The sequence below is a fragment of the Neobacillus sp. WH10 genome (assembly GCF_030123405.1).
GTDB lineage: Bacteria > Bacillota > Bacilli > Bacillales > Cytobacillaceae > Neobacillus.
The window spans coordinates 2,959,194-2,983,311 of the sequence record NZ_CP126110.1; the positions used below are offsets into that span (position 1 = coordinate 2,959,194).

Below are 24,118 nucleotides of genomic sequence, written 5' to 3' on the forward strand. Positions count from 1 at the left end.
GCTTTCTGCTGCAGGTAAAGCATCAGCCCTCTCGATTTACTAACATTATGGAGCTCAATCCCTTCAACCATTTGGCTTTCGGCCCGCCACCTAACTGTCTACGCTTAAAGACTAAAGTTACCTTTAGCCCTCCAAGACTCGCTACGAGCGAATGGCTAGTTCTTACTCGACAGGAATCCCACCCGTTATATGATACGACCTAGGCTCGGCCGCACACCTGCCAGTTACTTGAATAAAAAAAACGATCCTTCTTTTTGAAGCATCGCACCCGTTTGTTAAAGTAAAATTCTTCACAATGTTTGCTTTTGATGCAATTATCATTTTATTCATTACAGAAATATGCCCTGTTTATACAAAGGCTTCAACTAAAAATGCGTTAATTCTTTTTGGATCAACACACTTTAACTTTGAAGTAAAAACGCATCATACTATTTAGTAGTATTCAATATTTCAGTCCCTATGTTCGGACTTTTTCGACGGTTAGTGGCCTGTTCAAATGCATACGCTAATTTAATTAATTTACCTTCACTATAAGCTGTTCCTGCAAAGGTAACTCCAAAAGGCCGGCCGTTTTGCTTATAACCAGCAGGTATGGCAATGGATGGATACCCTGCTTTAGCACTAATTGTTGAACCTATATAAGAGGGAAAAAGAATTGAATCTAGATTGTATTTTTCCAAAGCAAGGTCGATACCTTGATCCTGAGAAAAATACAGGTCTTCCAATTTGTTTAGTAAATAATCGGAATTCCTTAATGTATTTGGAAAGAAGTCTCTTTGTTCCAATTTATCCTGTCCATATTTTAATGCCTTTTCTTTGTTGATTTGATTATATTGAATTAAATCTTTAATTGAATGAATAGGTAAGTTTGTTGGGAGTTGTGAAAGAAAATTATCTAAACTGTGTTTCAGTTCGTATAGATTTACTCCCCAGTTCCATTCTCTATGAAAGGAAGGTATATCTATCTCTTCTATAATGGCTCCCTGATTTTTAATTACTTGTACAGCATTTTGAAACAAGGCCTCATCGTACTCATCCGAATTTAGAAAGTCATTGGATGCATTTTTAAATATGCCGACCCTAGCTCCTTTAAGGCCATCGGAATCAAGGAATATAGCATAGTCATGCTCTATCCTTCCTTCACTTTTAAAGGTCGCAGCATCTTCCTTATCAAGACCAGCCAGAACCCCGAGCAAAAGGGCTGCATCCGTAACATTCCTTGCCATTGGCCCAGCAGTATCTTGAGAATATGTAAAAAGAATAATACCACTTCTGCTAATTAAACCTACAGTTGGTTTGATTCCTACTACTGAATTTTGTATAGCAGGATTAAGAATTGAAGCATCTGTTTCTGTACCTACGGATAAAACCGTAAAATTAGCAGCAACTGCCACAGCAGAACCAGAACTAGACCCGCCCACATAAAGGTCAGGGTCTCCATAAGGGTTTAATACTTGCCCTCCTCTCGAGCTATACCCGGCCCACATTGTCGTAGACATTGCATTAGCTAATTCAGTCATATTCGTCTTACCTAAAATAACCGCACCTGCTTTACGGAGCTTTTCAACAAGAAACGCATCTTTTTCCGCAATATATTGCTCCAATGCAATTGCACCTGCACTTGTATGCATTGAATCCGAAGTTTCAATATTATCTTTTAAAAGGACAGGAATTCCGTGCAAAGGGCCTCTAACGCCCTTTGTGTTCCTTTCATTATCAAGGGCTTCGGCTATAAAGATAGCGTCAGGATTTATTTCTAGAACTGAATTTATTCTCGGTCCGTCCTGATCATATTTCGCTATTCGATATAAATAGTACATCACTAATTCTTTTGAAGTTACTAACCCATTTTCCATTGCACTTTGAGTCTCATTAATCGTTAATTCTTCTTTATAAAACTCATTAAATTTAATAGTCATAATAATGCCCCTTATTAAATTGCGAATTTACATTATTTTAACACTTTTATAAATGTTTAGGTGCTATTTCTTTTAACCATTCTTCCACTCCCTGCCAGTTAGCTGAAAAAGAAAAAATCCAACTCCTTAAAAGGAGCTCGCACACGTTGGGTCAATAAATAATTGTATTTATTCAGAATTCGCTATATTTTGGACAAGTAACTTAAATATTGCTCGTGGGGTCATTTTCAACATCCGTTTTTTTTGTACTTTTACTTATAAAGGGTTTTGCACTCTTTTTTTTGTTTGCACTAGCTTGCCAACGATTCCATCCCTTCTTGTCTGTTCCTCTCCCTGTTCCACCTTTTCCTTTAGCTTTACTCATAAAATCACCCCATTATTATTATAGGTTGAGTTACCTATCTGGTTAGTTTTAGTCATTTTACTCAGTTATTAACCAAGCATATTGCGATAAATAACATCCTTCTAGTCACCCATACTATTTTGTAGAAACTATAAACATATCGACTTCATGGAATTTCCTTTTTTCACCAAACTTCCCAGTTAGCACATTAAGAAAAAGCGATTCTACGTTATTTAAGCATTGCACCTAATTTGTTTCAGTTTGCTTATATGTTGCCAACAGAGTTTTTCTCTTTAAAAAAGGTACAAAGAAATTAGGAAATCCACAATTTATATGCTACACTTGGTTTACCATTTGATTTACTGTTTTCAAGTACCCTACTCATTTTGAGTGGGGTTATTTGTTTTTCTAAGAAAAATGAAAAACAGACTCTAAAAAAGAGTCTGTCCATGTTTGGCATTATAATTAAGCCTTACGAACGTTAGCTGCTTGTGCTCCACGTTGACCTTGCTCAACATCAAAAGTCACTTCTTGACCTTCTTCTAATGTTTTGTACCCTTCGCCTTGGATAGCTGAGAAATGAACGAATACGTCTTCTCCACCTTCACGTTCGATGAATCCGAAGCCTTTTTCGCCATTAAACCATTTTACTTTACCTTTTTCCATGTTTGTTGCCTCCTAGTGTGCTTAGCACACACAATGTATTGCTATCCTTGCCCTCAGTGATCATCAAGACGAAAAGTTTTTACTAATACTATCCTTTTCACCGAACAAAAATAATTCAACTTTAGTTGATCAACACTAACAATGTTCACTCTTTACATTGTTAAAAAAACCAATGAGTAGTTAGTAATCTTCATCAATACCTTCTAAAATGTGACTTGCTTGCCACATATTATGGTCAAATTCTGTATATACTTCTGGCTTTCCTTGTAGCCTTGGAATGACCTCTACAGGAATACCTGCTCGTTCACTGATTTCCTGTGCAAATTCTTTTGCTTTAGCTACTACCTGTATTTCAATTTCCTTTGCCTTTTCAATAAGTAGTTTCATTACTGTATCTGCCTCTGTATTATTTTTTATTCGGCTTAAATCAAATTCTCCTATCACATAGGATTCTTTAGTAGGACTAAACTCTCCTAGAATAATTGTATCTAATATATAATCAACACCTGTGTCTTCATCATAAAAACAAATAGCAATAACTGGAATAAAATCTGATTGACCATAATTAATTTCAATAATGCCAGATTCCACACCAATCAATTTTATTTATGTAAATAATTCTTTTCCAATCATATTCTTTTCCCCCTATTGTTCATTAGTATAAAAATTCAACAATGTAGGAAATTAATCCTTCTTAAACAAACCTGCACTTTAGTTCAGTAAGTTCAACAAAAAGGGCATTAATCCCTTCCTGATACAGATAGGTAAGCCTTTGAAGTTATCTCTGGCTTTTCCCCCTGTTCACACCGTACGTGCGACTTTCACCGCATACGGCGTTCCAACTATTCAATTCATTTAATCATTAACACTCATAATTTCATCATTTGTGTCTCAGGGTTCGATCGGACAAGAATCGGTTGAATATCTGGGATTTCTTCTATTGATAGAGTCAAAGAAATCACCATGGAGAAGAAGGAGCATCAGTATGCAGGTATAAGTCCGAGGGTAAACAGTAGCATCGGGACCGCTATCAGAATCAAACCAAGTACCACAGGTGCGCCGACCACCCCGAGGACGGCATAGATTCTTCGTGTGCCGTAACGCCGCGAGTAGGAGACGGCCAGGAAACCATAGCCAGCCGCGGCCAACAGGAACATAAATACGTAGCCTACGCCTGCCAGATTGATTTGGTCGGCAGTGCCCGCAAACCCGGAGAACATGCCCAGCGCCTGTGTCACGCTGCCCAGTGCATATAAGCCGAGCGTGGCGAAAGCTCCCCACACCAACATGGTCATGAGGGCCGGTAGGTGAAGTTTCGGGATGTTTACAACCGGCAACAACGCCACAGCTGCGCCCAATGTCTTAAAGCCAACGACAAGCCAGTTCATCACAGTGATGCCAGCCGTGTACTCGGCAAATGGACCCCCGGCGAAATAGTCTGTGACCTCGAGGACGATATTGACCACCGCAAACGCAATGCACCACAGAGCCATCAGGACCCCGATCACAGTAACACCTGGCCCCATGTCCGTGACACCTGACTTGTTATTAAATGCGTTTTCATTATAAATATTCACACTCCTTTGATTATCTTACCTTTGATGATACATGAGAAGTGTTTTATAATAACGGTTCCGGAGTTCTATTTATAACTACGTCTGGAGTCCTGTTTATATCTACGTCTTAAAAAAATTTCTTCGTCAATATTCCAGTTATTCTCCTCAGCATAGCTCACACCCCTTATTAAACTCCCGTTACTTCAATAAGAAAAGCCGCCAAAAAAGGCAGCTGGATCTTCAACTCTTACACCCTTTAGTTTAGGTACATTTTTTCACAAACTTAAAAATATCAATAATTCAACTTCAAAAAACCCCAATTTCTTAGTGTTGAAACTAAAAAAATGGGATTTTTGTTGTTAATAAGATTGTCCATGTTATAACATTCTGTGCCGCATTAAAAATTACTTATATGAATCGTGTGTCGGAAGAAATAAGTCTTCCTCTGCATTCCTGACAATTGCAAAATGGTCAACATTGTAATGTCCATGAAGAGTTTTATTATGATGTTTTATTATCTGTTCTGCATTTAAAATATCATTGTTCGTTGTTGAATGTCCATCACCGACTAATGTGACATCTAAACCACTTATAGTGGCTGTTCTGACTGCACTATCTATACAGTGCTGGGTTTTACAACCCATAATAACAACATGCTCGATTCCTTGGGTTCTTAAATGATTTAGAAGTCCTGTCCCATGAAAGGAATTAGTTGCAGTTTTATCGAAAATCTTAGAATCCTTTGGTACATTAATTTCTTCGTGAACTTCAAAGCCTTTTCCCTTACCTTCAGCTACATCCAAATCCCTAACAAAGACAATTGGAACATTAGATTTTCTTGCTTTTTCAATTACGAAATTGATATTCCTAATCAGTTGTTGTTTATTAAAGACGGCACTTTCTTCTTGGTTCCCATCAATTAATTCTTGTTGGGCATCAATAATTAATAATGTTTGATTCATATTTTTTCCCCTGTCAAATGGGGGGAACGCTATATAGTTAATTTATTTAGACGTATCCCCTTTGTATTTTTCAAATCTTTGTATTGTTTGTTAATCATAATATCTACCTCCTAAATAAATATTGCCTATAAATTATTGTGTTGCAATTTTTAGACAATTTAACCTTAACACATTTTCTTTTTAAATGTCACTTTTATAAGATAGGTTGATTGATCCATTAAGTTTTTTACTAACCTGCCAGTTACTTGAATAAGAAAAATGCCTTGCTCCTATTGAAGCAAAGCACCCTGTTTAATAAGAAGTCTCAGTATTCATATTCTTCAATAGAAAAATGACCCACCAAAAAAGTATATATAAGACACCGATAATTATAAAAATAGACCAGAATGCCCCTTGTTGTAATTGACCAACTAGATGCTCAAATTCATTTAACCCCTTCATTCTTTCAATGCCGTTTATCAAACTAACTATCGGTATAGTTAATGTAAAAACGATGGTGAGAATGGATAACCCTTTAATTTTCTTTTGTGTGACACTAAATATTGCAGTTCCCAAAGTTGTAAATAAAAATAAGTAATAAATAATCCAGAACCAATTAGGAAGTGTCTCCCAGTACATTCTTTCACCTCATTTATTTTTATTTTTATACTACCATTAAACTCCTAATATGGTGATGTAAACCTGTTCTTATTGAACTAAACTGCCAGTTAGTGGACCAAGGAAAAAGGCTGACGCAACGACCCTGATCATCAACTATTGCACTTGTTAGCTGAATAAGGATATAAATCATCGTGCTTGGTTCATACTTTTTATTAGAAGTTAAAATTAAATTTCCGTTGGAATCAAATTTTGACCAACCATCTTTAAGACTTGGATATTTCATTCCACTTTCAATCGAGCTGCCTCCAATCATCAAAGGAGATTCATATACAATTAGCAAGACGCTATTAGGGGTACGGAAACGATTCGCAGATTGAGGGGCCAATGTGGAAAATAATGTAACTAATAACCAAACCTATCAAAATGATGGGTTTTTTTTTATTATAAAATTAGTTATCAAAAAATTAAAATAAGAGAAGGGATATAAATTGCCAAGTATTCAGGATAACATATACCCCAGGTTTAAGAGTAATCTGACGGAGAAAGACTTGGAATAAGTGTACACCCCAACAGTGAGTGAAATTGAATGGGCCGAGGTTAAGTCTAAAGGAACCTTGCAGCAATTAGCATTACTAGTTTTAACTAAAACCGTACAGAAGATTGGGTTTTTTATGCGTATTGTCCATGTTCCAGAAGTGATTGTCATACATATTGCGAAAAAGGCACTCTTGCCTTTACCTACTAAAGAAGATTGGAAAACGTATAGTGAAAAGAGAACTGCCAAACGCCACTTCCGTTTTGTTAGGGATTATCTTCAGCTTCGGCCATTTGAATATGAGGCACATCAAATTGTAACCGATACAATGAGTAAACTAGCATTTAGCAAAGATGATCCGGCTGAATTAGTCAATGCTGCGATTGAAGAGTTAATCCGTCAACGATACGAATTACCTGTATTTAATACGTTAAAGGATGCAGCAAATGACGTTCGAAATAAATCCTATCGTGCCATCTATCATCAGATAGACGAAGCACTAAATGTTGAACAAAAAAAGAACATTGAACAACTTTTTCAGATACCTGAAGGTGATACCTACAGACCGTGGAATGAACTCAAAGAGGACGCAAAAAGAGCCACTTTATCACACCTCAATGCTCTAATATTACGCAGGAAATGGTTAGTAAACCAGCACATACCAATCGATTTGCTTCAAGACGCTCCTTACATCAAGGTGAAGCAAATGGCAGCCGAAGCTAAAACGCTGGGTGCCTCTCGTATGATGGAAATGGAGCCTAAAAAAAGATATGCGCTTGCGCTTTCCTTTGTATCCATGCAATTGTCAAAAATATTAGATGATATTGGAGAAATGCTAATTAAAAGAATGATGAGTATCCATAAAAAAAGCCGTCAACGTTTAAAAGATCATAAAAAAAAAACACAAAAACGTACGGATTCGTTCATATCAACCCTCCATGAATTACTGCTTGCTTATCAAACAGAAGGCAACTCTGAAGAAATAATTCAAGCGATGCAAAAGGTACTCCAAGAGCAGGAAGCGCAAGTGTTGCAAGATTGCGAAAACCATTTAGCTTTTAGTGGAGACAACTACTATGTATTCCTATGGCAATTCTATAAAAGTCACCGTGCTACATTGTTTAAAATACTTAATTCCATTCCACTTCGTTCAACAACACAAGATAAAGCATTGGAAGAGGCGATTTCTTTTCTCCTCACTCATTAATATACGAAAAAGGAATACATACCAATTGTTCATATCGTAAAGAATGGAAAGTTGCGAAAGGATTGGGATATAACACCTTTATTAGACTTGTCTTGGATTCCTGATTCCTGGTAGCGATGGCTTAGTCCTAAAAAGAAGAAGGAAATAATGCCCGATGAAATCAATCGCCGTCACTTTGAAGTATGTGTCTTGTCGCAGATTATGTTAGAGCTTAAAGCAGGCGATTTATATATAGAAGGAAGTGAAAAATACGCAGATTACAGAAAGCAGCTCATTACATGGGAGGATTATGAGATGAATTTAGCTGAATTTTGCAAGCATGTAAATTTACCTGTTTCCGGAACCGATTTCGTTAGAAAGACACAGCAAGATTTTAAACACGTCACAAGTCAAACGGATCAATCTTTTCCTCGTAATGAACAGGTACGGATAGAAAATGGTGAAGTGGTGATTGGAAAGTTAAAGAAGAAAAAGGTCCCCCCTGATTTAAAGAAGTTTGAAGGATATATAGCTGATAACTTGGAACCGATCAATGTACTGGATATGCTCGCTGATACTGAATACTGGTTAAATTGGACTCGTTTTTTTGGCCCCATTTCGAGACATGAAGCGAAATTAGACAATGCCGTTGAACGGTACATTACGAATGCCTTTTGCTATGGATGTAATTTAGGACCGACACAAACGGCTCGATCAATAGGGAGCCTGGACAGAAAACAAATAGCATGGATTAATCAGCGTCATTTTACGGTTGAAAACTTAGATAAAGCGATACAATATATCTTTAATGCCTATAATCAATTTGATCTTCCAAAATATTGGGGCGATGGAAAAAGAGCTTCAGCCGACGGAACCAAATGGGACTTATATGAACAAAATCTATTATCCGAAAACCATATTCGTTATGGAGGATATGGTGGGATTGGCTATTATCATGTTTCCGATACCTATATAGCTTTGTTCAGCAATTTTATTCCTTGTGCGGTATGGGAAGGGATTCATATTTTAGACATTTTAATGAACTATAAGGCCGACATCCAACCTGAAATTTTCCATTCGGATACACAAGGACAGAGTACGACAGTCTTTGGGCTTTCTTCTTTGCTAGGTATTCAGCTGATGCCCAGGATTCGTAATTGGAAAGATTTAAAATTATTTCGTCCTTGTAAAGAAGAGGTGTACGAGCATATAGATGAACTTTTTTCAGGAGAAATCGATTGGGATCTCATTGAGACCCATTATCCGGATATGATTAGAGTAGCTATGTCGATTCAGTCAGGTAAAATTACTCCATCTACTATTCTCAATAAACTAGGGACATACAGTAAAAAGAATAAGCTATATCAGGCGTTTCGTAAGCTTGGAAGAGTGATACGAACAATGTTTTTATTAACATATATGGCTGACGAGGAACTTAGAGGAACGATTCAAGCAGCGACCAATAAAAGTGAAGCCTTTAATGGGTTTACCAAGTGGCTATTCTTTGGCGGTGATGGAATTATCGCAGAAAATGATCGGGAAAAGCAGCGTAAAATCATTAAATACAACCACTTAGTGGCCAATTGCCTTATCTTCTACAATGTGTTCTCTTTATCTCGTATTCTTCAAGGCTACATGCAGGACGGAAACAATTATAATGAAGGGCTGATTTCCTATTTAAGCCCCTATGTTACAGCTCATATCAATCGGTTTGGTAAATACCTTATTGATCTGAATCGTACACCGCCTAAGCTTCCGTTTGAGGTGCCTGTAGCAAGAGAAAAAAGTATGTTTTTAGCAAAGTGAAGGAGTGAACCTAATGTTAGATATTGATAAAATCCGCTAGATGATTAACAGAAGCGATTCAAGATGGTGGGAAGAAGATTCGTGGGAGATTTACACGAAACTTAGTAATTCGGTAAAAGATATGAAATGGGCGGAGGCGTAAAAAAACCTCGACCCAATATTTCGTCCGCTGCCATTTCGATGGTTATGTGACCTTACCCAAAAGACTGTTACCTGTTTATTCTGGGTAAATTGATTACTTAGACATTTGTTTCAATGTTTTCTTCTTCCAAAGTTCACCTGGCCAGAAAGCGAATCGCCCAAGAACGGCAGTAATTGCGGGCACAAGAAGTGGACGAACAATAAATGTATCTAATAGCACTCCCACTGCTGTAACAATACCAAATTGCACTAGAACTTGAATTGGTAAAGTGGCTAACACAGCAAATGTTCCTGCTAAGATTAGACCTGCCGATGTAATAACACTTCCTGTTTGGACCACTCCGCCCGCGACAGAATCAAGATGATTTTTGGTCCGTTTATTCTTCCATATTTCCGACACCATAAAAATATTGTAATCTTCACCCAATGCAACAAGGAATACAAAGGCATATAAGGGAATTGCTCCTGAAATAGCAGATGCTCCCAAACCAAAGTGAAGGATTAGCCAGCCCGCACCCAGTGCAGAAAAGAAGGATAAAACCACAGTTAAAATCAAATAAATCATGGCAATGATTGAGCGTAAGTATAACAGTAACAATAAAGAGATAATACAAATCATAACAGGGATAATAACAGATTCATCCCGTTCTGTGGTAATTTTTGTATCATATAATGCAACAGTCTCACCGCCAATCCAAAAATGATTTTCGGTATCATGGATATCTGCGTTTGCTAGCATTTTCTTTAGATTACTTCTTAGCTCCGGAATCCGGCTCAGCGCTTCACTGGAAAACGGATTCTCGGCCAAAGACACTTCGTACATTTGTAATTGATGATTATATTTTCCTTCCATCGGCTTGGTTACATCCGCTACAAAAGAAAGTTGTTCCAATTTCTCTTTTAAAGGTATGTCTTTTCCCGTTGTATCAACAACAATTTGTACGGGTGCCAATTCACCGGGAGAAAAATGATCAGAGATTAAATCAAATCCTTCCCGTGAAGGCATATCTTTAGGAAAAGACTCCAATAAATCGTACGTATATTGAATACGTGGGACAACGGAAGCCAATCCTCCCAGTAGTATAAGTGTTGTAATAATAACAGTCCACGGTCGTCTGGTCACTAGTCGGCCAAGCTTCTTACTAAAGAATCCTTGCGATATTCTTAGTTTTATCGATTTCCCTTTCTTTTTTGCTAGCTCTTCTGTCATTTCCTCCGTTCTTGGAATAAACGGGAAAAATGCCACTCTTCCAAAAATAGCAAGCAAAGCTGGAAGAAGTGTTAGGGCTGCAATCCCCATCAGGAGAACCGCTAGACTAAATGGAACAGCAAACCGGTGAAAAGAACCGAAATGAGCAAGCAATAATGTTCCTAACCCTATCACGACAGTAAGAGCACTCATTGAAATGGCCCCACCTGATTCTTTAATCGCCAGTTGTAAGGACTTAAACTTATTTTCCTCATGAAGCAAAAATTCGCGATATCGAGAGATGAGGAATAAACAGTAATCCGTTCCCGCCCCGAATAATAAGACGGTCATAATGGAAACACCTTGGGCATCCGCTATAATCCACCCATGATCAGCCAAAAAGCCAAGAGTTGGACTGATAATCCCGTAAGCAAATCCCACGACAATCAAAGGTAAAATTGCCATTAGGGGTGATCGATAAAGAAGAATTAATAGGACTAAAACCAGAAGTACAGTTGCAACCAATAATTTAACATCTGCTTGACTGAATAATCTAACAGCGTCTGTTTGAATCCCTACAGGTCCAGATAAACGAACATGTAAACCGGAATCTGATACTTTACGATTAAATGGATCTTCTTCCATCGTGCTATTAACGACTTTTTTTAGTTCATCCATATTGTTTTGGAGAATTTCTATTCCGGCATTTTTATCGAAAAATACTGGAGTGATCAGTGTGGTACCATCCTTTGACACGCTTTGCGTAAGTGCCTGTTGGGGAATCGTATCAAAAGGTGGTAAAGTCGATTGTTTTGATAACGGCTTTTCTTTTAGATGCATATAGACACCTTGGATTGCTGTAAAATCCTGATGATTTAGCTTGTTATCATTGTGCCATACTATCAGGACGGGGTTGCCGGCATCGTTTGGAAATTCCTTTTTGATTAGTTTCTCAGCTTGCTGTGACATTGCTAAATCGGGAATATCTGCTGCCGAATCATCCTCGACTGTGTTAATGGCTGGCCAGGTGAAAGATAACACCACCGTTAGAAGGACCCATATGGCAAGAGTAATCCAGCGAGTCTTTGGACCTCCAACAATTGATCCCCATGAATGTAAAGGACCTTTTTTCATATCAACCCACCTTTAGCTTTATTTAATTATAATTAATTATATATACTGGTAGGTTAATTACTCAAGTGCAATTTTAAAATATGTTATAATATTTTTTGATATTAGGTAGTTAGGAGAGAATGACATGCAACGGGAAATTCGACCACTTGGGAGACCACGTCAAGATCATCAGAATAAGCCTACAAAAACTGTAATTTTAGACGTAGCTACTCAACTGTTTCTGGATAAAGGCTATCAAGTAGTTTCCATGGACGATGTTGCAAAAGAATGTGGTGTAACAAAGGCAACCGTATATTATTATTACAAAACGAAAGCAGACCTTTTTACGGATGCAATGGTCCAAATGATGCTTCGAATTAAGAAGCGAATTTTTGACATTCTTTCTACAGACAAACCACTGAAAGACCGATTACTTGAATTTGCCAAGGCGCATTTAGAAGCAACTGTCGATATTGATATAAACGGATTTATGAAAGAAGCAAAAACTTCCCTTTCGAATGAGCAATTACAGCAGATGAAAGAGGCAGAAGATAAAATGTATGAAGTACTAGAGCTCGCATTAACAGCTGCGATGGAAAAAGGTGAAGTTCCGCAAGGACATCCGCAATTAGGTGCTCATGCTTTTGTATCTTTGCTAACAATAGGAAATTATAGGGATGCTGGCCAAAAACCTATCTTTCCATCAATAGATGAAATGACAGAACAAATTGTTGATTTTTATTGGAATGGACTAGGAAATTAATTTTATTTAATCAAACATTAAGCCATGCAAATGCATGGCTCTTGAACATTTTTAAGGGTGATGCAGTTTTGAATGATTAGACCCTAATCGTCCTTTAATTTTGATAAATCATTTTCCTCACTAAATTCAGTGGAATAATTAAGGTTTCTTGGACTTTGTCGATTTACGTTCTGCACAGTTTCTCTCATTGGTGCAAACAAAAGTGATATACAAGCCAGTCCACTAATACCAACAAGGCCAAAAATTACTCTTGACAAAAAGGCGCTTTGTCCACCAAATATTGCTCCAACTAAATCAAATCTAAAAAATCCAATAAGACCCCAGTTAATAGCCCCAATTATAGTTAGAACTAAGGCGATTCGTTGAATGATTCCCATCGATAAGACACCTCCTTTACTTTCTATGTGAATTCTAAATAAAGGTTTTAAGGGAAGGACAATCGCCCTTCCCTTACGAATCTTTAGCGTCGGTGCTCGACTAAATCGATTGCCCCTAATACAACATGGGCTAAACCGAAACCAATAATCGAACCCGTGATCAACGGTTTCATGTTTCTATTGCTCCGTAATGCCACTCCTGTGGTTGTTACAGCTGTTCCAAGTACTGTTGGGATTAATCCCTCTCGTACATTAACCATAAAAACACTCCTCCCGTAAGTAGCTAAGACTCAATTTTATCTTTTGTAACAAAAGCCCACTTAATACAAAGCGATGGAAGTGTGTTAAAAAATTCAAAGTGTTTTTCGAACAAGATCATTAATTTTCTAAATGAAATTAGGAGCACATTCATGCCTCATCTATGGTTATTATTATCAATCGATAAATGATATAAATACCTAAATAACCACCGGTTAATAAGAAAAATGGATTTAGGAAAATGGAATGGATATTTGTCATAAACACAGTATTATCTTTAATAATTTCATAAACCGACACAGAAGCAATCTCTCCAAATATAATTGCTGATACAACGGCACCTAGATTAAAAATAATACTGAATTTTATTCGGAGTTTCTGTAAAAAGAACATAATTACAGGAAGAACAATGCTAGTTAGAACTAAGAAAATCTTCATAAAATCACCTCATATAGTCAGTATCCTAATTCTTAAATTCGTTCCATGGCATAAAAATATATTAATTAGACATGCTTAGGTATCCCCATGAGGAGGCTAATGATGCTAGAGACAATGCATAAACTTTTTAATATTGAAACAATTATTTGGTTGTTCCCTGTCACTTTTATGTTTCATGGCTTAGAGGAGATCATAACTGTTGAGAGTTTTATGACAAAGTACAAAAATAAGGTTCGGGAAGCTTTCCTTGTCAAACTTACGTTAACCATCAAAAAAAAGTTGGGTGCGAAATCCGTCCAACTTTCTATTAGTATTGCATGGATTTTTCTCTTTATATCATTTATCACATTTATGACCGTCTGCCTGCTGCCAATCGGAGCAAACTTTCTTCTATTTACTGCTATATATTAAATGTATTTTTTATACAGTCATTTACGCATATTGGTCAAACAATCATTTTTCGCAGTTATACGCCTGGTATCATAACAGCGTTATTCATTGTAATTCCCTATTCTCTTCTTACCTATTACCGCTTGTTTGAATTAGGCTTTATAGACAGTCATTTACTATTCAAAAGTATTCCCCTAAGCATTTTAATGGTACCAATTTTTCTTATAGGAAATCTTTTAGGACGAAAATTAATACGATAATCAATTTATCCAATAAATATCAAAATCTTAGGGGGTACCGCCAATATTTGGGAAATACTTGTCTTAACATAAATTAATATTAGGTGAAGTATTCCAATTTAGCATTTGGAAAAAACTTTTCCATATAGGAATAAAGGTGACTTTTTATATCCTCTTCTTCCTTCTTTTGATAAATATATTTGCCTATGCCGTATTTTCCCCATTTATATCTTCTTGCTGTCTCATCCAGTTCTAATTTAGTCAATGGGTAGTTCTTTTCAATCACTTTTTTTGCTGGTTTGGTAAACCTATGTTGAATAAATTCAAATGTGATATCGTCTCTTGCATCTTTCGGTAACTCTGCATCGAGACGCTCAAACAAATGATGGTACCCCTCCTCCCACCCCTCATGAAGATAGATAGGTGCCACGATGAACCCTAATGGGTAGCCAGCTCTTGCGACTTTTCCTGCTGCTTCAATCCGTTGCGCTAATGAAGAGGTTCCAGGCTCGAAATTTTTTATCACATAATCTGCATTTACACTAAAACGAAATCTTGTTTTTCCATTATGTTTAGCATCCAGTAAATGATCAACATAATGAAACTTTGTCACAAAACGCAGCTTGCCATACTCTGATTTCCCAAAATGCTCAATAGCTCGCTTTAACGTATGTGTAAGATGATCGAGTCCAACAATGTCAGATGTACAAGATGCTTCAAATCGTGTGATTTCCGGTGCTCGTTCTTCCATATACCGATCAGCAGCATCTAAAATATCTTCCACATTTACATATGTACGAATGTAAGGCTTTGACCCCATTGTCGTTTGCAAATAACAATAATGGCAATGACCCATACATCCTGTTGCAAAAGGAATTGCAAACTCTGCTGAAGGCTTAGATGTATCAAACTTAAGTGTTTTTCTTACCCCAACCACTAATGTAGATTTTGCAATCCTATACCTTTTAAAATCAGTATCACCCGGTAGGTTTCTGACTTGGTTATGTGAAGTGGTGTAGCGTATTTCTACATCCATTTTTTCAAATTTGTCCTTCAATTTCTTACCAAGTGGATATTCCAATGCAGCTGGTTCAAAGTAAACCAGTTGTGGAGTAAATGGTTTATTCATGTGATAATCTCCATTCTATTCATATCCAAAATACTGTTCATAGGCCTGCAACGCATCAGCCTCACTTGCGTAAACAGCCATTTCATTTGTTAGAGGATAATAGGTTTCATACAGAAATATTGCCAATTCACCAGGATTCTCCGGATTATTCACAACTGCCGCTTCTTGAACATTTGCAACGTCCTGTGTATGAGGATTTCGATAAAAGACGTAGACAACATCTCCCGGATTATAGGAGGTATAGTCAAAATTTACTTCCATTCCTTTCACCATCCTTTAAATGTCATATTTTTTATAACGGAAAAAAACGCCGCGAAGGGCGCGAAATAATAAATTATATTGAAGGCTTATCCTCTATATTTGTAAGCCTTTCGGTGTTTGTATCAGGTTGTCCGTAACCGGTAACCTTCCCCGCATGATCCTCATGGTACTTCGATCCTGAACCTGGTTGATTACCGGATTGCCCTCTTTGTTTCTCGCCATTTGTACGTTGCTGGTTTGACAATATAAGCACCTCCTTGCTCATTAGGATTTGTTACATCCCTGAAGTTATTCGAAGCATTAAAAAGAGTGAAAAATAACATTTTCCAATTTCTCATTGAAAGCTGGGTATTTTATTCTTCTTTTGGTAAAGAATAGTATCTGACCTTTTATACAGGAGTGAAGTAAAGATGATTCAATTACAAACAGAAATTGAAGGAAAAAGAGCGTATTTTGGGGCAGTTCGAGATATCTTTCATTCTCATGGATGTAGTTTTTGCAGTAATTTTGATTATGACCAAGGAAAATTTGATGCATTGTTATGGCGTGATGGGGGAGAGTCTATTTACCTGAGAGTCCCCATTTATGTTTTGGATGGGGCTTTAGATCATACCAGTGCATTGGTTGAGTTTGGAACTCCTTTTGTTATTAAGCATGTTGTTAATATTGGACTAGATCATGATGAAAACTCATTCATAACCGGTACGACAGGGCTTGATCAATTTCAAACACCATTGGATAATGACGATTATATCTATGATAAAAGCAGATGGACCAAAGCCGGTGAAGAAGCAATCCAGCAAGTTTATAGTTCAATCAATGGATTCTTAGTTTCCTAATGATACATAATGGAACAACAAAGGAAAAGCACCTACGGATTTTTAGGTGCTTTTTCTTTATGATTTCAATTCATCTCGTGAAGTAACTGTTGTAAATAACGTACATGCTCTCTATCTTTATCTAATATCGATTCGATTAATTTCCGACTTTCAAGATCTAAATCCCCTCTTACGATATCTTCTGACTCTCGAATTCCATAATAACTCTCACCCCTTAACGCACTCTCAATCATTCCAACAGAGGTTTCCGGAATCATAAATTGACTAAAGAAACCTTGGACTGATCCAATTAATCCTTCATCATCAACTGGCTTTCCTCCTAGGTTTTGAATCCTTTCCGCAACTTTTAAAGCGTGGTTTTTATGCTCTTGTTGAATCCTTTGATATTCCCTTCTTATCTCTGGGTCGGTTAACTTTTGTATATGGTGTTCATACGCATGGATTCCCATATATTGCCCCTTTAAAAATTGATTTAATGTTTTCACCACATCATTACCTGCCAATATAAATCACTCCTCAATTATTTAATATTTTTAAAAAGATAGTGAATTTTTTACAGTTTATTTGTCATGTTTTAGTGAAAATTAAAAAGAATCTAATTCATGGGAGGAAAATCAATGATCAATCAAGATTTAAAAGAAAAGGTTGTTAACATTATCTCTAATCATAGGACAGGCACCCTGGCATCAGTTGAAAATAATAAACCTCATTCACGGTATATGACATTTTACAATGAGGACATTACATTATATACACCAACGAAAAAGAACACGGAAAAGATTGACGAAATAAAAAATAATCCATATGTTTCGGTATTGCTTGGATATGAAGATAAAGGACAACACGATGCCCTTGTTGAAATTTTAGGCACTTCCTCTATTAATAATACACAATCTTTGAAAGAGAAATTCTGGGAGGAATCGTTTAATAAATGGTTTGATGGTCCAAACGATCCAAACTACGTATTTCTTGAAATACAGCCTGAAACGGTCCGTATCTTAAATCTAAACGGTGAACCTCCACAAGAATTCTCGTTAAAATAATAATTGGTATAATAAAGTTACTTATTGGCTCTTTCTAACCATTTTAAATGAAAGGAAGGGCCATCTATGCGTTAATGGTCAATTTTTTACTTCTTTCCTAAGTAGTTGGTATTCCCATTCACCATTCCACCATTCCACTTGAAATACGTTTGACTCCCCGAATTGAAGCGATTTCTTCTATGAGTTTTAACATAGCAAGGTTCTTCTGCTTAGCCTCAATCATAATGTCAAAGTCTCGATCCAGCACCTTTGCCATTTTTAAGAAAGGAAGGATAAAATCTAAAGAGACAAAATCAGCATGTGAACGATAGGATTGCTCTGATTTTGGTGACGAAATATGGACTTTTGGCACTGTATCAAAACTATTCCAGGTATTAAATATGCGTGGTAAATATTGTGGGAGGTCAACCTCTCCTTTATTTGCCATATAGTGATGATAGTCAAGAACCATCGGAATCTTTTCTTTCTCACAAGTAATCAGTGTTTCCTCTACGTCATAGGTTTTATCATCATTTTCAAGTGTCATATGCTTTTTAATAGTATTGGGAAGTTTTTTTAAATTCTGATGGAAACGCCCTAAAGAGGTATTTTTATCACCATAAGCTCCACCAATATGAATATTGATAATACCCCTTTCTAGTGCATTCATCGCATCGAGCATTTTAAAATGGTATTCCATATCCTTCACTGCATTCATTGTCACTTCCTCCCGATGACTTGTAAAAAGTGTAAATTGATTTGGGTGAAAGCTTGGTCGAAGCTTAAATTGTTGGATTATGTGCCCTAGTTCTTCCCACTCGGCTCTGAACGGAGTAACGAAATCCCACATTACTTCCGGATGGGTTGCCAAAGGAACAAGTGAGCTCGAAAACCGATACAAGCCGATTTCGTGGGCGATATTATAATACAAAATTCTTTTCGTATGCTGTAAATTTTGTGCTGTTACAGATTTGAGTTTGTCCATTTGTTCGCTTTTTGAAAGAGCTGAATAGCGAGCAAAGGTCAAGGTTTTAGAAGGGCTTGCATCCCATAAACCCAATGCATTGGCTACATATCCAAAACGGATCTTCATCTATTTTTCTCCTTCATTTAATACAGTAAGAACTTCAACGATTGTTTTCCCAATATATTGCGTCCTAAGAGAACTAATTAACTTCTTTAACATATGCTTCCATATGTTTATTTTCTTAATGAAAGAAGTTGTGATTATGAGCAAATTTAACGCATCCAAATTAAGTACTAAATTTTTGCCATCTACCACGGAATGTGTGCCTGTCAAGGGTCGAAAATATACCTTGACACATTCTGATGCTACCGGGGAATTATTTTTGAGTATTGGCCATCAATATAACCTTACTGCCATTAACTTCAAAATTCGAGATGAAGTTTTAGCAGAATGGATCCAAAAAAATGGTCAGTTTAATTTTTGGGGTAAAGTCCACGTAAGTGGAGGGGAATTTGATGAACATTCCTCTAAAAAACGCTTCTTGATTTTCGAACGTGAAGCCAAACTTGCCTTAACAGCCATCTTTTATGGCGATCGCAAATTTTTCAGTTGCTTTCCTCAGTTGCTGGATTCCTCTATCTTTATCCAATTCGAATCCATCTATCCACAATATAATCAATTACTTTATTATGGTACCCCTCGTCAATATTTAGATTCCATATTTTTTCCGGATGTTCCTTAGTGATTCGTTCACCCAAACTCCGACTGTAAACCACCGTTCATGACAAAAATGATATCCATGTCATATTCCATTATATGACGCTTTTCTAGAGTAAATAATTATTTATGGGGTTTCTACCAACAAAGCGTTTTGTTGGTGGGACACCTTTATAGACTGAAGGGTAAAAACCGATCAGTCTATTATTATCAATAAGGAACACCCTATTGATAAGTTTTTGCCTCCTTGATATTATTAGCTTGGTAAACTCTCAATAACACCTATCAAAAATACATATTAAAAGAGGACGGAAAATGATCTACGGATATGCTAGGGTAAGTACACAAGACCAAAACCTTGATACCCAAATTGAACAACTTACAAAATTTGGAGTAGATGAAATTGTAAAGGAGAAAATCAGTGGTGTTTCTAAACGCAAGCAACAATTGGATGAACTTCTTTCCAAAATAGCTGCCAATGATACCTTAGTTGTGACTAGAATGGATCGTCTCGGCCGAAATACTGTACAGTTGTTACAGCTAGTTGAACAACTTCGTGAAAAGAATATTCATTTTGTTATCCTAAACTTAGGAATTGACACGAGGACACCCACCGGTAAATTCTTTTTGACTTTAATGGCAGAATTTTGTGAGCTTGACCGAGAAATGATTAAGGAAAAGCAGCGTTCAGGGATTAAATTAGCTAAGCAAAAAGGTAAATATCGAGGAAGGGTAAAAAAATATACAGATAAGCATCCGGGAATGAATCACGCCATTGAATTACGAAATACATCAGATAAAACCGTAAATTTTCCTTAATATCTAAATGGTTATAAAATACCGTCCTCCAGAAATTTGGTCAAGAATTTCTATTTCAATTGAACCTGAATTCCAAACAGTCACTCTTCCCATTTTTGTGGAAGATAAGTGGTCGGCAAAAATCGCTGGATTATCTGTCGTAGTGGGTTCTAAAATGAGGTCTGTTACAATTCCTTTTTTCAGTAGTTCTTCTCTATGTTCTTTAAACCAAGAATAAAATAATTCTTCCACTAATAATCAACCCTTTTAAATTGTGAAGCAGTCACACCAATATCATAAAAGCACCCGTTAGCCACCCATGAAGCGCAAAACCAGCGCTTCACCACAGAGAATGAAAATGGTCCAGGCAGTCCATACTGTTTTAATGCTGGCGAAGAAGGTCTTTGAACTATGGTGCCTTTGAGCCCATCCGTTAGTCTGACTCCAACAACCACGGTGTACCACCGACTGTCGTTTACCCATTATGGGTAGCACTCATGGGAGATTAATCCTTATTCTGGTTGTTACGCCAGCTTCACCTTATATTATCTTAAATGGAAGGACACTAACTTACATTCGATTTATCAGACCAATCTAAACAGATTACAAGAGGCTCAGCCTTTTTTTTAAAACGATTTTGCTGTGTCTATTTTTCTATGCGTTCTTTCAGTTTTTATTTTCATGGGAGTTTAAGTTCATTTGTTCACAATATCATTTTACTCGCTTTAAATCAGATTCTTTTATCGAATTGCCAGTAATTTCAAAGAACACTTCTTTATTATTGTCTAATTCGAGTGTCACCTTTTTGTTAATCGCCACAGCATCTTTACTTTTTTCTTTAGAATTACTGTCCAAGATTTCAATCTTCATTTCAACTTTTCCATCTAAGGCAATGTCTTCTTCGAGTAATTCAAAACTAATTAATTCGCCTTTTTCGATTTTAGAGCCATCTGCATTCACAACCGCTGGTGAATGGTTCACTAGATGTGCTTGAACTTCATAAAAATCAAAATTAGCATTGTTTTTTATATTGATAACCATACTATTATCATTTGGTGTAATTGGAGAACTGGAATAATTTGTACAAGCCGATAAAAGAATAATTAATAAAATTGTAATTGGTAACAAGATTTTTTTCTTCACAATGCCATCCCCCTTTTAATAAAAATTTTATTGGTTTACTATTACCTTGGTTAATTATATATATAGAAATTCTATGCATGTAACCATTGTAATTTATTTCTAATTTATTTTCAACTGTTATTAAAAAAACCTGCCCCGCTAACTCAATAAGAATTTAACAAAAAAGGCGTTAATCCTCTTGGATCAGTCGAGTAGAAGGGAGCCTTTCTACCTTGCGGTAAATTAGACTCCCCCCCCCTCTCAGAACCGTGCTTGCACTATTAATGCACACGGCTCCTCCTAGTCATCTTTTACAGAATATAGCTAATCTCTTTTCTTAAATCATATATGCTCACTTTAATCCTTGGTAAAGGTAGCGGATATTTATTAAGAAATAGTTTGAATTTATCCCATGTGAAGGATTTTCTTTGACTTCTTCTATTGAGCCATTTAAACAGAAGGTTTTCAATTTTGTCTTTGAAGTTGTTAACATTTGGGGTATTATCAGTGATGCAATAATAGTTGTAATACCCTATTAATGAACGTTTAAATCTATCCATAATCATATGAATATCCTTATTTCTATTATTCCTCAACCATTCTTTCGTTTCTTTTAGTTTTCCTTTGACTTTCTTCCTGCTTGATTTCCGTTTCACTCGAAAGTTTCCTTGTTTACTTTTCCCACAGTAGTGTGTAAAACCAAGGAAATCAAAGGTTGCTGGTTTACTTCTTCCCTGTTGATTTGCATTTTTCTCCGCAAACTTCCCGAAGGGAATGATTTTAGTTTTATCCTCAGCTATTTCTAAATTAAATTTCTTTAATCTTAACTTTAATGAATGGAAGAATTGCTCCGCTTCACTTTTATATTGAAAACAACAAACAAAATCATCTGCATATCTCACTATGTATGCTTGTCCATTGCACTGTTTCCTAACCCTTTTCTCAAACCATAGGTCGAGTACATAATGGAGATATACATTGGCTAATATCGGAGATATTACTCCACCTTGCGGTGTGCCATTGTCTGTCTTATATTTCTTGCCTTCCTCCATGTATCCACCTTTAAGAAACCTACCAATTGTTCTTAGTAGGTTAGGGTCAGCGATTCGCGGTTTTAGGAACTCCATCATCCATGTGTGGTCAACGTTGTCAAAGAATCCTTTAATATCTACATCTACTACATAATTTACTGACCTTTTTTCAATATAGAAGTTCAGTATTTTCAAAGCATCGTGGCAATTACGATTTGGTCGGAATCCAAAGGAACAGTCAAGAAAGTCATTTTCATAGATAGAATTTAGTATTTTCGTAATGCACTTTTGTACAATCTTATCTTCATGTTCCGGTATTCCCAACGGTCTTTTCTTGTTTGAGTTGAGCTTTGGAATATACATTCTCCTTACTGGAACAGGTCGATAGCTTTTGCTTTTAAGACTACTAACTAAATCCTCTATGTTTTCTTCTAAATTTTCACCGTATTGCTCTTTAGTTGTTCCGTTAATCCCAGTAGCCTTCTTATTGGGTAGCTCAAAATGGCATTGAACTAATGTTTGCTTATTTAATAAATGTGCAAGAGAAGTAAATTTCATTTTAGGATCTGATTTTGCTAATTCTGCTATCCTTAGTAGTTTTGTTTCCATTTATTATACCTACCTCTGTGTGTAGTAAATGTGTCCCTAGTAAGGGTGATAACTGGTAGCTAGCCTTTCCTCCATCGGCATTACCCAACTTCATTGGTACTACGCTGCTATCCGACTCCCTACATCGGCATTTGGTTTCCTTGCTTGTTATCGCTTGTAGACCATACTCTTCTAAAAAAAGAAAAGACCGGTAGGGTCTCCCGAGTTGCCGTATCATATCAATGTATAACGTGCCAAGGTCTCTGACTCCAGAGAGGTTTTATCATTCTTGCCTTTAACGAAAGAAAAAATGTTGCTTTCTGCTGTGCGTAAGGCATCAGCCCTCTCGAATTACTAACATTATGGAGCTCAATCCCTTCAACCATTCGGCTTTCGGCCCGCTACCTAACTGTCTACGCTTAAAGACTAAAGTTACCTTTAGCCCTCCAAGACTCGCTACGAGCGAATGGCTAGTTCTTACTCGACGGGAATCCCACCCGCTATATGATACGACCTAGGCTCGGCCGCACACGCACCCGTTAGCTGAATAGCATATTTATTAATAATCATAAAATTAACATTTATTTAATACGAGCCTCAGTTTTTAAACGTTTGGTAATCTCAGATAACGTTTCTTCAGGAGTCAAATACGAAGAATCAATCCAAAGTCCTGTTTTTGGATTTTCATTGATTAGCACGTTATTAAGAGGTTCAACTTGCCAAGTAGTATACCCTGACTTTTTTCGTTTTTTCTCCCTTTCAACTATTGTATCAACATTTGGGTTTAGTGTAATAAAGTAAACTGGCTTAGATTCAAATTCATTTAGAAAAGACGTTACCTCTTTTCCTAAATAGGTATCTTGTATTACTACAGAAAATCCTGCATTGTAATACATTTCCGCCACTTTTACTGCCATTTTATATCGGAGTATCAATTGCTCCACTGCACTTTGAGAATAACTTGGAGTCATATCAATATTTCCTTTTACTATCATTTTTCGAAAAATATCTCCACGCACATGAACCCCTTTCTCAAATTGCTCTGCTAACATTTGGGCAATTGTGGATTTCCCAGAAGCCATTATCCCAGTTATAATATATATCCCCTTTTCAAGAGTCATAGTTTATTTCCTCCTATTACCTTCTTTAACTAACCTGCCAGT

The 24,118-nt window shown here is 36.7% G+C and carries 30 protein-coding genes; 9 read left to right on the plus strand and 21 right to left on the minus strand.

The features are described 5' to 3' along the window. Nucleotides 1-428: 428 nt before the first annotated feature. The 8 genes from QNH20_RS13985 to QNH20_RS14020 all read right to left on the minus strand — a co-directional run bounded on the left by QNH20_RS13985 (nucleotide 429) and on the right by QNH20_RS14020 (nucleotide 6,359). A complete protein-coding gene (locus QNH20_RS13985) occupies nucleotides 429-1,919 on the minus strand; it encodes an amidase family protein (protein WP_283918617.1) in 1,491 nt (496 codons plus the stop codon). A 202-nt stretch (nucleotides 1,920-2,121) separates the two neighbouring features. Next, nucleotides 2,122-2,283 carry a DUF3934 domain-containing protein gene (locus QNH20_RS13990; RefSeq protein WP_283918618.1) on the minus strand — a complete coding sequence of 54 codons (162 nt, stop codon included), beginning with the start codon at nucleotides 2,281-2,283 and terminating at the stop codon, nucleotides 2,122-2,124. Nucleotides 2,284-2,727: 444 nt separating this feature from the next. Beyond that, nucleotides 2,728-2,928, minus strand: coding sequence for a cold-shock protein (locus QNH20_RS13995; protein ID WP_027322326.1), 201 nt, complete (start codon nucleotides 2,926-2,928; stop codon nucleotides 2,728-2,730). 180 nt (nucleotides 2,929-3,108) lie between these two features. Then, nucleotides 3,109-3,519 carry a hypothetical protein gene (locus tag QNH20_RS14000; protein ID WP_283918619.1) on the minus strand — a complete coding sequence of 137 codons (411 nt, stop codon included), beginning with the start codon at nucleotides 3,517-3,519 and terminating at the stop codon, nucleotides 3,109-3,111. A 389-nt stretch (nucleotides 3,520-3,908) separates the two neighbouring features. Continuing rightward, a complete protein-coding gene (locus QNH20_RS14005; protein ID WP_283918620.1) occupies nucleotides 3,909-4,505 on the minus strand; it encodes a hypothetical protein in 597 nt (198 codons plus the stop codon). 383 nt (nucleotides 4,506-4,888) lie between these two features. Continuing rightward, the gene (locus QNH20_RS14010; protein WP_283918621.1) at nucleotides 4,889-5,446 is read right to left on the minus strand and encodes a cysteine hydrolase family protein; all 558 of its coding nucleotides are present in this window, start codon (nucleotides 5,444-5,446) and stop codon (nucleotides 4,889-4,891) included. Nucleotides 5,447-5,737: 291 nt separating this feature from the next. Beyond that, a complete protein-coding gene (locus QNH20_RS14015) occupies nucleotides 5,738-6,064 on the minus strand; it encodes a hypothetical protein (RefSeq protein WP_283918622.1) in 327 nt (108 codons plus the stop codon). Between the two features lie 25 nt (nucleotides 6,065-6,089). Next, the gene (locus QNH20_RS14020; RefSeq protein ID WP_283918623.1) at nucleotides 6,090-6,359 is read right to left on the minus strand and encodes a hypothetical protein; all 270 of its coding nucleotides are present in this window, start codon (nucleotides 6,357-6,359) and stop codon (nucleotides 6,090-6,092) included. A 259-nt stretch (nucleotides 6,360-6,618) separates the two neighbouring features. On the opposite strand from QNH20_RS14020, the gene QNH20_RS14025 reads away from it, so the two are divergent. Then, on the plus strand, nucleotides 6,619-7,788 hold the full coding sequence (locus QNH20_RS14025) for a DUF4158 domain-containing protein (protein ID WP_283918624.1): 1,170 nt from the start codon (nucleotides 6,619-6,621) through the stop codon (nucleotides 7,786-7,788). Between the two features lie 147 nt (nucleotides 7,789-7,935). Then, complete coding sequence (locus tag QNH20_RS14030; protein ID WP_283918625.1) at nucleotides 7,936-9,573, plus strand: Tn3 family transposase; 1,638 nt, start codon at nucleotides 7,936-7,938, stop codon at nucleotides 9,571-9,573. A 235-nt stretch (nucleotides 9,574-9,808) separates the two neighbouring features. Here the strand turns inward: QNH20_RS14030 and QNH20_RS14035 are convergent, their stop codons facing one another. Further along, entirely contained in the window at nucleotides 9,809-12,037 is a 2,229-nt protein-coding gene (locus QNH20_RS14035; protein ID WP_283918626.1) for an MMPL family transporter, read from the minus strand. 124 nt (nucleotides 12,038-12,161) lie between these two features. Between QNH20_RS14035 and QNH20_RS14040 the strand changes: the two genes are divergently transcribed. After that, complete coding sequence (locus QNH20_RS14040; protein ID WP_283918627.1) at nucleotides 12,162-12,779, plus strand: TetR/AcrR family transcriptional regulator; 618 nt, start codon at nucleotides 12,162-12,164, stop codon at nucleotides 12,777-12,779. An 83-nt stretch (nucleotides 12,780-12,862) separates the two neighbouring features. On the opposite strand, the gene QNH20_RS14045 is transcribed toward QNH20_RS14040, so the two are convergent. The 3 genes from QNH20_RS14045 to QNH20_RS14055 form a co-directional block, all read right to left on the minus strand. Next, nucleotides 12,863-13,156 carry a DUF378 domain-containing protein gene (locus QNH20_RS14045; RefSeq protein ID WP_283918628.1) on the minus strand — a complete coding sequence of 98 codons (294 nt, stop codon included), beginning with the start codon at nucleotides 13,154-13,156 and terminating at the stop codon, nucleotides 12,863-12,865. An 83-nt stretch (nucleotides 13,157-13,239) separates the two neighbouring features. Next, nucleotides 13,240-13,416 carry an asparagine synthase gene (locus QNH20_RS14050; protein ID WP_283918629.1) on the minus strand — a complete coding sequence of 59 codons (177 nt, stop codon included), beginning with the start codon at nucleotides 13,414-13,416 and terminating at the stop codon, nucleotides 13,240-13,242. Nucleotides 13,417-13,564: 148 nt separating this feature from the next. Continuing rightward, a complete protein-coding gene (locus QNH20_RS14055; protein WP_283918630.1) occupies nucleotides 13,565-13,852 on the minus strand; it encodes a transposase in 288 nt (95 codons plus the stop codon). Nucleotides 13,853-13,951: 99 nt separating this feature from the next. On the opposite strand from QNH20_RS14055, the gene QNH20_RS14060 reads away from it, so the two are divergent. Further along, on the plus strand, nucleotides 13,952-14,263 hold the full coding sequence (locus QNH20_RS14060) for an HXXEE domain-containing protein (RefSeq protein ID WP_283918631.1): 312 nt from the start codon (nucleotides 13,952-13,954) through the stop codon (nucleotides 14,261-14,263). Further along, a complete protein-coding gene (locus tag QNH20_RS27080) occupies nucleotides 14,170-14,502 on the plus strand; it encodes an HXXEE domain-containing protein (RefSeq protein ID WP_481857975.1) in 333 nt (110 codons plus the stop codon). Before QNH20_RS14060 ends, QNH20_RS27080 begins: the two co-directional genes overlap by 94 nt. A 79-nt stretch (nucleotides 14,503-14,581) precedes the next feature. On the opposite strand, the gene splB is transcribed toward QNH20_RS27080, so the two are convergent. The 3 genes from splB to QNH20_RS14075 all read right to left on the minus strand — a co-directional run bounded on the left by splB (nucleotide 14,582) and on the right by QNH20_RS14075 (nucleotide 16,115). Further along, the gene (gene splB, locus QNH20_RS14065) at nucleotides 14,582-15,610 is read right to left on the minus strand and encodes a spore photoproduct lyase (RefSeq protein WP_283918632.1); all 1,029 of its coding nucleotides are present in this window, start codon (nucleotides 15,608-15,610) and stop codon (nucleotides 14,582-14,584) included. Between the two features lie 15 nt (nucleotides 15,611-15,625). Next, nucleotides 15,626-15,871: a transcriptional regulator SplA domain-containing protein gene (locus tag QNH20_RS14070; protein ID WP_283918633.1), complete on the minus strand. Its 246-nt coding sequence runs from the start codon at nucleotides 15,869-15,871 to the stop codon at nucleotides 15,626-15,628. Between the two features lie 73 nt (nucleotides 15,872-15,944). Next, nucleotides 15,945-16,115 (minus strand): hypothetical protein, encoded by a 171-nt coding sequence (locus tag QNH20_RS14075; protein WP_283918634.1) that lies wholly within the window; start codon nucleotides 16,113-16,115, stop codon nucleotides 15,945-15,947. 166 nt (nucleotides 16,116-16,281) lie between these two features. On the opposite strand from QNH20_RS14075, the gene QNH20_RS14080 reads away from it, so the two are divergent. Next, nucleotides 16,282-16,710 (plus strand): YugN family protein, encoded by a 429-nt coding sequence (locus tag QNH20_RS14080; RefSeq protein ID WP_283918635.1) that lies wholly within the window; start codon nucleotides 16,282-16,284, stop codon nucleotides 16,708-16,710. Nucleotides 16,711-16,775: 65 nt separating this feature from the next. On the opposite strand, the gene QNH20_RS14085 is transcribed toward QNH20_RS14080, so the two are convergent. After that, a complete protein-coding gene (locus tag QNH20_RS14085) occupies nucleotides 16,776-17,213 on the minus strand; it encodes a ferritin-like domain-containing protein (protein ID WP_283918636.1) in 438 nt (145 codons plus the stop codon). Nucleotides 17,214-17,327: 114 nt separating this feature from the next. Between QNH20_RS14085 and QNH20_RS14090 the strand changes: the two genes are divergently transcribed. Further along, nucleotides 17,328-17,753 carry a pyridoxamine 5'-phosphate oxidase family protein gene (locus tag QNH20_RS14090; protein ID WP_283918637.1) on the plus strand — a complete coding sequence of 142 codons (426 nt, stop codon included), beginning with the start codon at nucleotides 17,328-17,330 and terminating at the stop codon, nucleotides 17,751-17,753. A gap of 118 nt (nucleotides 17,754-17,871) precedes the next feature. Here the strand turns inward: QNH20_RS14090 and uvsE are convergent, their stop codons facing one another. Next, nucleotides 17,872-18,825, minus strand: a complete 954-nt coding sequence (gene uvsE / locus QNH20_RS14095; RefSeq protein ID WP_283918638.1) for a UV DNA damage repair endonuclease UvsE — start codon at nucleotides 18,823-18,825, stop codon at nucleotides 17,872-17,874. A 136-nt stretch (nucleotides 18,826-18,961) separates the two neighbouring features. Between uvsE and QNH20_RS14100 the strand changes: the two genes are divergently transcribed. Both QNH20_RS14100 and QNH20_RS14105 read left to right on the plus strand, forming a co-directional pair. Next, nucleotides 18,962-19,441, plus strand: coding sequence for a staygreen family protein (locus tag QNH20_RS14100; RefSeq protein ID WP_283918639.1), 480 nt, complete (start codon nucleotides 18,962-18,964; stop codon nucleotides 19,439-19,441). A 290-nt stretch (nucleotides 19,442-19,731) separates the two neighbouring features. Further along, nucleotides 19,732-20,235, plus strand: a complete 504-nt coding sequence (locus QNH20_RS14105; RefSeq protein ID WP_283918640.1) for a recombinase family protein — start codon at nucleotides 19,732-19,734, stop codon at nucleotides 20,233-20,235. A 3-nt stretch (nucleotides 20,236-20,238) separates the two neighbouring features. Here QNH20_RS14105 and QNH20_RS14110 read toward each other — a convergent pair whose 3' ends face one another. The 4 genes from QNH20_RS14110 to QNH20_RS14125 all read right to left on the minus strand — a co-directional run bounded on the left by QNH20_RS14110 (nucleotide 20,239) and on the right by QNH20_RS14125 (nucleotide 24,076). Further along, a complete protein-coding gene (locus QNH20_RS14110) occupies nucleotides 20,239-20,466 on the minus strand; it encodes an immunity protein TriTu family protein (RefSeq protein ID WP_283918641.1) in 228 nt (75 codons plus the stop codon). Between the two features lie 459 nt (nucleotides 20,467-20,925). Next, nucleotides 20,926-21,357 carry a hypothetical protein gene (locus tag QNH20_RS14115; RefSeq protein WP_283918642.1) on the minus strand — a complete coding sequence of 144 codons (432 nt, stop codon included), beginning with the start codon at nucleotides 21,355-21,357 and terminating at the stop codon, nucleotides 20,926-20,928. A gap of 290 nt (nucleotides 21,358-21,647) precedes the next feature. Next, nucleotides 21,648-22,976: a group II intron reverse transcriptase/maturase gene (gene ltrA / locus QNH20_RS14120; RefSeq protein WP_283918643.1), complete on the minus strand. Its 1,329-nt coding sequence runs from the start codon at nucleotides 22,974-22,976 to the stop codon at nucleotides 21,648-21,650. Nucleotides 22,977-23,536: 560 nt separating this feature from the next. After that, on the minus strand, nucleotides 23,537-24,076 hold the full coding sequence (locus tag QNH20_RS14125; protein ID WP_283918644.1) for an AAA family ATPase: 540 nt from the start codon (nucleotides 24,074-24,076) through the stop codon (nucleotides 23,537-23,539). Nucleotides 24,077-24,118 lie beyond the last annotated feature (42 nt).

Bases quoted from the DNA above. Each gene is read 5' to 3' on its own strand.
- QNH20_RS13985 (WP_283918617.1), bottom strand. From the start codon at position 1,919: ATGACTATTAAATTTAATGAGTTTTATAAAGAAGAATTAACGATTAAT.
- QNH20_RS13990 (WP_283918618.1), bottom strand. From the start codon at position 2,283: ATGAGTAAAGCTAAAGGAAAAGGTGGAACAGGGAGAGGAACAGACAAG.
- QNH20_RS13995 (WP_027322326.1), bottom strand. From the start codon at position 2,928: ATGGAAAAAGGTAAAGTAAAATGGTTTAATGGCGAAAAAGGCTTCGGA.
- QNH20_RS14010 (WP_283918621.1), bottom strand. From the start codon at position 5,446: ATGAATCAAACATTATTAATTATTGATGCCCAACAAGAATTAATTGAT.
- QNH20_RS14015 (WP_283918622.1), bottom strand. From the start codon at position 6,064: ATGTACTGGGAGACACTTCCTAATTGGTTCTGGATTATTTATTACTTA.
- QNH20_RS14020 (WP_283918623.1), bottom strand. From the start codon at position 6,359: ATGATTGGAGGCAGCTCGATTGAAAGTGGAATGAAATATCCAAGTCTT.
- QNH20_RS14030 (WP_283918625.1), top strand. From the start codon at position 7,936: ATGCCCGATGAAATCAATCGCCGTCACTTTGAAGTATGTGTCTTGTCG.
- QNH20_RS14035 (WP_283918626.1), bottom strand. From the start codon at position 12,037: ATGAAAAAAGGTCCTTTACATTCATGGGGATCAATTGTTGGAGGTCCA.
- QNH20_RS14040 (WP_283918627.1), top strand. From the start codon at position 12,162: ATGCAACGGGAAATTCGACCACTTGGGAGACCACGTCAAGATCATCAG.
- QNH20_RS14045 (WP_283918628.1), bottom strand. From the start codon at position 13,156: ATGGGAATCATTCAACGAATCGCCTTAGTTCTAACTATAATTGGGGCT.
- QNH20_RS14050 (WP_283918629.1), bottom strand. From the start codon at position 13,416: ATGGTTAATGTACGAGAGGGATTAATCCCAACAGTACTTGGAACAGCT.
- QNH20_RS14055 (WP_283918630.1), bottom strand. From the start codon at position 13,852: ATGAAGATTTTCTTAGTTCTAACTAGCATTGTTCTTCCTGTAATTATG.
- QNH20_RS14060 (WP_283918631.1), top strand. From the start codon at position 13,952: ATGATGCTAGAGACAATGCATAAACTTTTTAATATTGAAACAATTATT.
- QNH20_RS27080 (WP_481857975.1), top strand. From the start codon at position 14,170: ATGGATTTTTCTCTTTATATCATTTATCACATTTATGACCGTCTGCCT.
- splB (WP_283918632.1), bottom strand. From the start codon at position 15,610: ATGAATAAACCATTTACTCCACAACTGGTTTACTTTGAACCAGCTGCA.
- QNH20_RS14070 (WP_283918633.1), bottom strand. From the start codon at position 15,871: ATGGAAGTAAATTTTGACTATACCTCCTATAATCCGGGAGATGTTGTC.
- QNH20_RS14080 (WP_283918635.1), top strand. From the start codon at position 16,282: ATGATTCAATTACAAACAGAAATTGAAGGAAAAAGAGCGTATTTTGGG.
- QNH20_RS14090 (WP_283918637.1), top strand. From the start codon at position 17,328: ATGATCAATCAAGATTTAAAAGAAAAGGTTGTTAACATTATCTCTAAT.
- uvsE (WP_283918638.1), bottom strand. From the start codon at position 18,825: ATGAAGATCCGTTTTGGATATGTAGCCAATGCATTGGGTTTATGGGAT.
- QNH20_RS14100 (WP_283918639.1), top strand. From the start codon at position 18,962: ATGAGCAAATTTAACGCATCCAAATTAAGTACTAAATTTTTGCCATCT.
- QNH20_RS14105 (WP_283918640.1), top strand. From the start codon at position 19,732: ATGATCTACGGATATGCTAGGGTAAGTACACAAGACCAAAACCTTGAT.
- ltrA (WP_283918643.1), bottom strand. From the start codon at position 22,976: ATGGAAACAAAACTACTAAGGATAGCAGAATTAGCAAAATCAGATCCT.
- QNH20_RS14125 (WP_283918644.1), bottom strand. From the start codon at position 24,076: ATGACTCTTGAAAAGGGGATATATATTATAACTGGGATAATGGCTTCT.